Below are 5,610 nucleotides of genomic sequence, written 5' to 3'. Positions count from 1 at the left end.
TGGCGATGGTCAAAGCGCTTAACCGGATCACGCTATTAGGAATGCCGAACAGTATTCGCATCACGTAACAATCGACCCGATGGGGCACAGTCGTTACAAGTTCTGATTTATTCAACAAAGCCCCAAACAGGCCACGAGATAACGATCGGTGAAAAACAGCAGTAGCAACCCAACAACCAGTCCCGTCAGCAAAATATTTTGGCCAATGGCGGTAATTTGCTGAAAGCGTGCGCCCGCTGCGGCGAATTTATCAGAGCCTGCCTTGTTAAAAGCGTTGACTGAGGCTCCGAATTGACGACTGAGCACTGGCACCGTTTCCTTGGCATAACGTTGATATTCATCCAAGGCATTGGCCTGCGCCTTTTGAAACATCGGATCAACGCCCTGGGTAATCAGGTTGCCCCAATCGCGCACCACCGCTTCAGCCGGCGCGGCATCCAACCCCGCGTGATCGATGCTGCTAAAGGTGGCCAGATCGGATTTCAGATTATTCAATGCCGTCAATGCTGACGCCTGTTCTTTATCCGCCAGTGTGTTTTCACCACTACGACGCCAATCCACTACCCGCGCCAAACGGGTTACCATGCGAAAATATTGATCGTTGCCCTGATTGACTAAATTCATGTTATGAACCAGTAAGGTACTGGTCTGTGAAGTAGTGGTCATCTCTTTGAAGGAAAAAATGGTGTAGACGGAAACACCACCCCAAAGTACACAGAAAACCCCTAAAACCCATAACATTGCCGTTCTGATGGCGATGTTTCTCAAAAATTGCATAAGCAAGCTCCAGATATAAAATAACGTGCGGTAGGGTTATTATTTTTAAAAAAATCATCAGGTTTGAAACAATCCCCAAAAGGGGAAAACGCGCGATGCTTTACGCCTCCAAGCACACGGCGAACCTGCTACTTTCATCGTCAATATTAAAAGAATATTTAGTAGTTTCCCTCCGTGATCTACAGCACGCTGTCACTAAAAATTAGTAATTAGTTATACTTTTCAAAAGATAGTTAAACAGGTGCTAACAATGCCGTCGCTAAAGTAATTAAAAAAACTGGCGAAATGGCGAAAAGGAACTACCAGATAAATACCCTTATTTAATAGCGGTTATTTCCGCTTTGCGCCAGGGGAAAGATACAAGTTTCTCCCACCCCCAGCGTCTGATATTATTACTTGATATGTAGGTGATAAACCGCACCATACTATTAAGAATAAAGAGGTTATTTTATCCATGGCACTCATAGGCATTTTCTTTGGCAGTGACACCGGCAATACCGAAAACATTGCCAAGACAATCCAACAGCAACTGGGCAGTGATGTTGCAGAGGTTCATGACATCGCCAAGAGCAGCAAAGAAGATATCGAAGCGTTTGATATCCTGCTGCTTGGTATTCCGACCTGGTACTATGGTGAGGCCCAATGTGATTGGGACGATTTCTTTCCGACATTGGAAGAGATTGATTTAAACGGAAAAATAGTTGCCTTATTTGGCTGTGGCGACCAAGAAGATTACGCAGAATACTTTTGTAGCGCGATGGGAACGCTGCGCGACATTATTGAACCGCGTGGGGCAACTATTATCGGCAACTGGTCAACCGAAGGTTACTATTTCGAAGCGTCTAAAGGGCTGGCAGACGATAACCACTTCATCGGTCTGGCCATTGATGAAGATCGTCAACCTGAACTGACCAGTGAACGCGTGAGTGCCTGGGTCAAACAAATCAGAGAAGAGCTCAACCTGAAAGCGCTGGTAGGTTAATCGCTCCTGTTTTACACAGAAGCCCTGATAGCAATATCAGGGCTTTATTAATAGATAAAAACGATTAAATTAATAGAAACATTTTTTTAACTTCCCGGTCTAAGCCTGTGCAATAGTACCCATCGGTTTTGTACGTTTATCAATTTTCTCCATTTTACAACAAGAGATTGCGCGCGAATGCACACTTTCTTTATGGAGACGGTATTGTTAACATCCCATGGTTTTCATTTTTAATGCGCGGTTCTATAATTGAGACGCCATTACAATTTTTGAGCCGACCGATGTCATAGGCTTAATTGCCCCCATCGACGAGAAAGTAACAGGACTAAACCCGCATGACTGACAATAACATCGCATTAAAGAAGGCCGGCTTGAAAGTCACTCTGCCAAGACTGAAGATTCTGGAAGTGTTGCAGGATCCGGAGTGTCATCACGTCAGCGCGGAAGATTTGTATAAAAAACTGATAGATATGGGCGAAGAGATCGGTCTGGCGACCGTTTATCGCGTGCTTAACCAGTTTGATGATGCCGGTATTGTCACCCGTCATAATTTTGAAGGTGGTAAGTCAGTGTTCGAACTGACACAACAACACCACCATGACCATCTTATTTGCCTGGATTGCGGACGCGTTATTGAATTCCGTGATGAATCTATCGAAGCGCGTCAGCGCGAAATCGCAGACAGACACGGTATTAAACTGACTAACCACAGTTTGTACTTGTATGGCCATTGCAGTACGGGCGACTGCCGTGAAGAAGAAACGCTCCACGATCCGAAATAAGCCAGGCTTTTTTCTGATTGATACCATAAAAAAACCGCCCGCAGGCGGTTTTTTTCATTTCAGTCAAACACCCGTTTTAACCAACCCACGTATCACGCAGACCTACCGTACGGTTAAACACCAGATGTGTTTCGCTTGAATAGCGGCGATCGGCACAAAAGTACCCTTCGCGTTCAAACTGATAGGCTTTTTCCACTTCAGCCTTTACCAAACTCGGTTCAACAAAACCCTGAACCACTTTTAGCGAATCCGGGTTAATCGTTGCAAGGAAGTCATCCGCAGCACCTGGGTTTGGCACGCTGAACAGGCGATCGTAAAGGCGGAATTCAGCCGGCAGCGCATGTGCGGCAGAGACCCAATGGATAACGCCCTTCACTTTACGCCCGTCAGCCGGATCTTTACTCAAGGTTTCGGCATCATAGGTGCAATACAGCACGGTGATAACGCCCTGCTCATCTTTCTCAACGCGTTCCGCCTTGATGACATACGCATTGCGCAAGCGCACTTCTTTACCCAGCACCAGACGCTTGTACTGTTTGTTAGCTTCTTCACGGAAATCGGCACGATCTATATAAATCTCGCGGCTGAATGGCACCTGCCGCGTCCCCATTTCCGGGTTATTCGGATGATTCGGCATGGAAACCCACTCTTCGTGGCCTTCTGGCAGATTCTCGATGATCACTTTTACCGGATCCAACACTGCCATGGCGCGCGGCGCATGCTCATTAAGATCGTCACGAATACAGGATTCTAACGCCGCCATTTCGACATTATTGTCCTGTTTGGTCACACCGATACGACGACAAAATTCGCGCACGGAAGCGGCAGTGTAGCCACGGCGACGCAGGCCGGAGATGGTTGGCATCCGGGGATCGTCCCACCCTTCAACCACTTTCTCCGTCACCAACTGATTCAGTTTGCGTTTGGACATCACTGCATATTCCAGGTTCAAGCGCGAGAATTCATACTGGCGCGGATGGCAAGGAATGGTGATGTTGTCCAACACCCAATCGTACAGGCGACGGTTATCCTGGAACTCCAGCGTGCACAGTGAGTGTGTAATCCCTTCCAACGCATCGGAAATGCAATGCGTGAAATCGTACATGGGATAGATGCACCACTTTTTCCCGGTCTGGTGATGTTCGGCGAATTTGATACGGTACAGCACCGGATCGCGCATCACGATGAACGGTGATGCCATGTCTATCTTGGCGCGCAGACACGCAGTGCCCTCAGCAAATCCACCATTACGCATTTTTTCAAACAGGTTCAGGTTTTCCTGAACGCTGCGATCGCGGTAAGGGCTGTTTTTACCGGGGGAAGTCAGCGTGCCACGGTATTCGCGGATCTGCTCGGGAGAGAGTTCGTCCACATAGGCCAGCCCTTTGCCGATCAGTTCGACCGCATACAGATGCAACTGGTCAAAATAATCAGAAGAATAGCGAATATCTCCGCTCCAGGAGAACCCCAACCATTGCACATCCTGCTTGATGGACTCGACGTACTCGATATCCTCTTTCACCGGATTGGTATCATCAAAACGCAGATTACACTGACCGTTGTAATCTTTCGCCACCCCGAAATTGAGGCAAATGGACTTGGCATGACCGATATGCAAGTAGCCATTGGGTTCCGGCGGAAAACGGGTTTGTACTAGGCTGTGTTTTCCAGACGCCAGATCTTCATCAATGATCTGACGGATAAAATTGGTTGGGCGGGCTTCGGCCTCACTCATGCTTGATTCCTCGATGCAAAACGACACATAACCCGCAATGATCCAACAAGCTATGGCAGGACACAACTGTTACTTGCACTAAATCTTATGAAATACACAGAAAGAAGCAAAACTGCTGACGATTACGCATGAGGTAACCGAAAGCAGGCGTCCTTTAGTACCAACGGCGGAAAAAATACGGCGTGAGGAATTCCCCACGCCGCACCATTTAACGCTGACAATACAATGATTACTGCCCGTTTTGGATTTGCTTTAAGGCCGTAGCGATCGTTTCTGCCTGCGTCCCCACGACAATTTGCACATTCTGTTTATTCAAGCGGATAACCCCCGCCGCTCCCAAGCGTTTTGCCAGAGCCTCATCCACTTGCGCAGAATCCACCACATTCAGCCGCAGACGTGTGATACACGCATCGATCCCGACCAGATTGGCTTTACCGCCCAGCGCCGCCAAATATCCCTGAGCCAGAGACGTCGTATCATTCACCTTCTTTTCGGCAACGCTTTGATTTAACGTAAAACCATCCGCCTCGCTGCCGTCAACCGACTGCTCGCGCCCCGGCGTCAGCAAGTTGAAACGTTTGATGGTAAAACGGAACGTCACATAGTAAATAACAAAGAACACCAGCCCTTGCGGAATCAGCATATACCACTGGGTTGCCAGCGGGTTACGCGAGGAGAGCGCCATATCGACCAACCCGGCGCTAAAACCGAAGCCCGCAATCCAATGCATACTTGCGGCAATGAACACCGAGATCCCGGTCAACACGGCATGTAACACATACAGCACGGGCGCTACGAACATAAACGAAAACTCAAGCGGCTCGGTGATCCCGGTAAAGAAAGCGGCAAACGCGGCGGCCATCATAATCCCAGCCACTTTGCTTTTGTTTTCCGGACGCGAGCAGTGATAAATCGCTAATGCCGCACCCGGTAAACCAAACATCATGATGGGGAAGAACCCCGCCTGATAACGCCCCGTGATACCAACAACCGCTTTACCCGCGTCAATGGACTGCTGCCCGCCGAGGAAGTTTGGAATATCGTTAATGCCCGCTACATCAAACCAAAGTACCGAGTTCAACGCATGGTGCAACCCAACAGGAATAAGCAGGCGGTTGAAGAACACGTACACGCCCGCCCCCACCGAACCCAACTGCTGGATATGCTCGCCCAGCGTGACCAATGCACTAAAAATCACTGGCCAGACATACATCCGTCATTCCGCACCTGATTTTTCTTTTTTCGGGACTTGACGGTATTCTGAAGTTCTGAATTTATTACTGCTTTTTGCAGACCAATCAGCATGAGTACTCCCCACGTTACCATCCGTAACC

3 protein-coding genes and 2 pseudogenes are annotated in these 5,610 nt (G+C 48.4%); 2 read left to right on the top strand and 3 right to left on the bottom strand.

The genetic code is table 11. The features are described 5' to 3' along the window. Positions 1–123 precede the first annotated feature (123 nt). Positions 124–777, bottom strand: a pseudogene (locus ACTBDZ_RS14475) (Tar ligand binding domain-containing protein); the annotation flags it as partial. Between the two features lie 454 nt (positions 778–1,231). On the opposite strand from ACTBDZ_RS14475, the gene fldA reads away from it, so the two are divergent. Beyond that, the gene (gene fldA, locus ACTBDZ_RS14470) at positions 1,232–1,759 is read left to right on the top strand and encodes a flavodoxin FldA (RefSeq protein WP_438815842.1); all 528 of its coding nucleotides are present in this window, start codon (positions 1,232–1,234) and stop codon (positions 1,757–1,759) included. 335 nt (positions 1,760–2,094) lie between these two features. Next, complete coding sequence (fur, locus tag ACTBDZ_RS14465) at positions 2,095–2,541, top strand: ferric iron uptake transcriptional regulator (protein WP_438815841.1); 447 nt, start codon at positions 2,095–2,097, stop codon at positions 2,539–2,541. A 76-nt stretch (positions 2,542–2,617) separates the two neighbouring features. Here the strand turns inward: fur and glnS are convergent, their stop codons facing one another. Further along, positions 2,618–4,276, bottom strand: a complete 1,659-nt coding sequence (gene glnS / locus ACTBDZ_RS14460; protein ID WP_438815840.1) for a glutamine--tRNA ligase — start codon at positions 4,274–4,276, stop codon at positions 2,618–2,620. A gap of 229 nt (positions 4,277–4,505) precedes the next feature. Then, a pseudogene (locus tag ACTBDZ_RS14455) lies at positions 4,506–5,489 on the bottom strand (PTS transporter subunit EIIC); the annotation flags it as partial. Between the last annotated feature and the right edge of the window lie 121 nt (positions 5,490–5,610).

It is taken from the genome of Symbiopectobacterium sp., assembly GCF_051710365.1.
Taxonomy (GTDB): Bacteria; Pseudomonadota; Gammaproteobacteria; order Enterobacterales; family Enterobacteriaceae; genus Symbiopectobacterium.
This window is presented reverse-complemented; position numbering and strand designations above follow the sequence as displayed.